Genomic DNA, 3,416 nt, shown 5'->3' with positions numbered 1-3,416 from the left:
AAGGGCTTGAAGATATTAATTATTCTTTAAAGCTTGATAAAAACAATTCATATTGTTATAGAAACTTGGGAATTTATCATCTTGACCAGGGAAACTATTCAGAAGCATTGGAGCTATTCCTGCAGGCAAAATATTTAGACCATACTACCCAACTGATAGAGGATTTAATTATTACAGCAGAGGGTTATATAGGAAAGAAGATGTAAGCGGATCGTGTATTAAGGTTGCTTGATTTTTGCGAAAAACCATTTATTATCTGCTTGTTTACGGTAAAAATATCCGCAAGTATTTCTTATCTTCAATTGAAATGATGGAGGGTGCTGGTCGGACCAATAAACAGTGCTGTCAATTACGTAATGCTTTACAATTACCGTTAGTAGCGAAACTCTAAATACATGCAGTTACCCGTATTATCCGGAACCATAGACCGACGGATGTTAATCAACTTCAGAGCCGACCCTTCTGTTGTGGCAAACTTGTTGCCTCCCCCTTTTACACCTGCTATCTATCGTGGTTATGCAATGGTTGGTATTTGTTTAATCAGGTTGAAAAAGGTGCGAATCAAAGGGTTGCCGGAATTTTTGGGGTTTGGTTCGGAAAATGCAGCGCATCGAATTGCTGTAAATTGGACAGTATCTGGTGCTCAACATAGTGGCGTTTATATACCAAGAAGAGATACTTCTTCAATTTTCAACAGTCTTGCTGGTGGCCGGGTGTTTCCTGGTGTTCATTTCCATTCCCGATTTGCAACCAGGGAAGAAAAGGGGATTTATGAGCTGGATATGTTTAATAAGGATGGTACAAACATATCTGTATGGGCATTCTTAAGTGAGAGGTATAATCCCGATTCTATATTTGATAACTTGCAAGCCGTATCTGATTTCTTTGAGCAGGGAGCAGTGGGGTATTCGCCTGCAAGCGCACACTATGACGGTATTAAATTAAACCTGTCTAACTGGGCTGTTAAGTCGCTGAGTGTCGAGCGGGTGGAATCCACCTATTTTTCTGATCCCTTGGTATTTCCGAATGGTTCGATTGCGTTTGATAATGCATTATTAATGGAGCATATAGAGCATGAGTGGCACGCAATGGATAATATTTACCGGTGCTAGTTTCATAGTTGGTGTTTTAAATCCGGATGTAATATGCCGGATGTTCTGGTAAAAAATAGCATTCACCAATATAAATTGCCATATTGTTGGACGCTATTTCAACTGTGTATTTATCGTTTGAAATCAAAGCCGAATGTTGTTATGAAATTATTTTTATCAATAGCGGGACTTTTTATGCAAATAAACGCATTTTCGCAAGCAGTAAAAGATCCTATTGAAGTGACCATTGACTTACATAAGAAACTTGTTCAAGAGATTGATTACGAATTGCCTATTAGAAAGCAAAAGTTACAGAGCAAAGGTAATAATATGGTGTTTATAGAGTTCTCAGTTGATACTTTCAAGGTGGAGAGACTGATTGCTAAATGGATAGAACTGGATTATAGTGATATTGGAATGCGAAGTGCGATTTCCGAGGCTACAAAACTATATGACAATTTATTAAATAAATACTACAAAAAATTGCTTTTTCAATTGAATGAAGAAGATAAAAAAGTATTGATATCTGCGCAAAAAGCCTGGCTATCCTTTAGGGATAATGAAATAAAACTTGTAGAAACTATCGCTAAAGAAAAATATTCAGGGGGTGGTACAAGTCGGCTACTTACTGAAGATATGGCATATTTTAATTTGTTGAAATGCAGGACAATTGTACTATTTGAGCATTATTATGGAACAATGCAGGTCGAATGATTTGGGATTTTTAAATTGATGGGGTTGTATCGTTTAAAAAATTATCTTATATCCAATAGATGTGGATTTTTAATTGTAATTTATGACCAGACTGCATATTGATAAGAGAGCGACACTTACGACAATAATCTACTACGTATTAGTTGTTACAACAATTGCGTTATGTGGTAGATATTATAAAAGTGGTCCATGTGCACCAAATTTAGACGTCTTTTCTTTTTTTCTTTTAACCTGGATGAGTATTCTTTTGTTTTTGATATATGTGTACAAGAGTATTAGATACAAAGGAAGGTTTATAACGACCATGGTTCTTCATTTACTTGGGTGTTTAACAGTTTTTATACTATTCTATAGCTGAACTATCAAGGGGTATGAATATGATGAATTAAAATTTTTGTTTAGTTAGTTTTAATAATAATGTTAAATGTTGAAAGGCTATTTTAATATTTAAGAGATACTTAAAAATTGGCCCATAATTGCCTGCAGGTATGAATAGTATTGAAATTAGAAATAATAGAAAGCTAGTCATTTCACTTCTTATAGTACTTGCTATTTCTTCATTCGGAATGACCTATTACATATTTTTTTCTGCTAGTAGTAATACTAATATTGTTATCAAGTTAATTTATTTTATATTAAACGCTTTTTTGATAAAAACTATTTATGGTCAGGCAAATGTAGTCATCAAGGACAAGCCTGTTTTGATATTTAGCAAATCAGAAATTGAAATATATCAGAACGGAAAATATGTGTCATTTTTATGGTCGCTGGTCGTTAATTGCAAAGTTGAAAAGGAAGCGGATGGAGTTACTCATTATTTAACAATAGAAACCGCTGGCGAAAAAATTGTTATAAATATTTCATGGCTGGAAAAAAGCCCAGTTGAAATAGAAAAGCTGTTAAATATGTACAAGATGAAATGACTGGCAATAGTTTCATATATTGATATTTTGGTAAACTTTAGTATGAAAACATTACCATATTTAGTTATTCTGCTTTTTATTAGTATAGCAGTTGGTGTAATAGCAGATTTTCGCAGTTGTGGCAAGCATCCATTTGACATTGGAACATATGAGGACCATCTGGACTACTGCGGTGATAGGTATTCTGTAGTGGATAAAAATGATGTACAGCCAGTGCAAATGAATGTAAATACTGGTTTAGATTCTCTTTGTGGCGGGGTTTACAGTAGGGTGCAAGCGCGAAGAGATATTAAATCCGGTAAGGCCAGGTTGCTGGTACAGGGTGGTATTGTACCAGTTTATTATCCCGCTGATAGGTCTTTTCAGGATACCTATAAAATTCGGTATGAAATATTTGGTTGCGTTGCGCCTGCAAAAATTGAATGTTTAGAAGCCTATAATAAGGTCGTTTTTGAACATTTACAGCATTCCTATGGCGATATTTGGAAAGATTATGTAAGGAGGGACGTGATAGGTTTAGGTCCGTAGTAACATTCATGGATATAGTTATTGGGTATTGTTGGTAGATCCTTGAAACGACCCGCCTGGTAGTGTAAAGGATGCTTTTGAGCTACTCATTTTTTTGAAGATTTTTAAATACTATCTATCAGCTTAAATGCTGGAATTGGGGTAAGGGGTGCTATCTTTC

Annotated in this window: 5 protein-coding genes; all 5 read left to right on the top strand. The window is 35.1% G+C overall.

Features of this window, described 5'->3' with window-relative positions:
- Positions 1 to 206: tetratricopeptide repeat protein (locus A1D16_RS17545; RefSeq protein WP_290711904.1), on the top strand; the 206-nt coding region annotated here is incomplete at its 5' end.
- 189 nt (positions 207 to 395) lie between these two features.
- Positions 396 to 1,112, top strand: coding sequence for a DUF2071 domain-containing protein (locus tag A1D16_RS17540; protein WP_290711902.1), 717 nt, complete (start codon positions 396 to 398; stop codon positions 1,110 to 1,112).
- Between the two features lie 33 nt (positions 1,113 to 1,145).
- Positions 1,146 to 1,805: a lysozyme inhibitor LprI family protein gene (locus A1D16_RS17535; protein WP_290711900.1), complete on the top strand. Its 660-nt coding sequence runs from the start codon at positions 1,146 to 1,148 to the stop codon at positions 1,803 to 1,805.
- Between the two features lie 488 nt (positions 1,806 to 2,293).
- The gene (locus A1D16_RS17530) at positions 2,294 to 2,728 is read left to right on the top strand and encodes a hypothetical protein (protein WP_290711898.1); all 435 of its coding nucleotides are present in this window, start codon (positions 2,294 to 2,296) and stop codon (positions 2,726 to 2,728) included.
- 42 nt (positions 2,729 to 2,770) lie between these two features.
- Entirely contained in the window at positions 2,771 to 3,256 is a 486-nt protein-coding gene (locus A1D16_RS17525) for a hypothetical protein (protein WP_290711896.1), read from the top strand.
- Positions 3,257 to 3,416: the final 160 nt, after the last annotated feature.

The sequence above is a fragment of the Flavihumibacter sp. CACIAM 22H1 genome (assembly GCF_001601815.1).
Lineage (GTDB): Bacteria > Bacteroidota > Bacteroidia > Chitinophagales > Chitinophagaceae > Flavihumibacter.
This window is presented reverse-complemented; position numbering and strand designations above follow the sequence as displayed.

Coding starts and splice junctions, on each gene's coding strand:
- A1D16_RS17540 (WP_290711902.1), top strand. CDS start 396: ATGCAGTTACCCGTATTATCCGGAACCATAGACCGACGGATGTTAATC.
- A1D16_RS17535 (WP_290711900.1), top strand. CDS start 1,146: ATGCCGGATGTTCTGGTAAAAAATAGCATTCACCAATATAAATTGCCA.
- A1D16_RS17525 (WP_290711896.1), top strand. CDS start 2,771: ATGAAAACATTACCATATTTAGTTATTCTGCTTTTTATTAGTATAGCA.
- A1D16_RS17530 (WP_290711898.1), top strand. CDS start 2,294: ATGAATAGTATTGAAATTAGAAATAATAGAAAGCTAGTCATTTCACTT.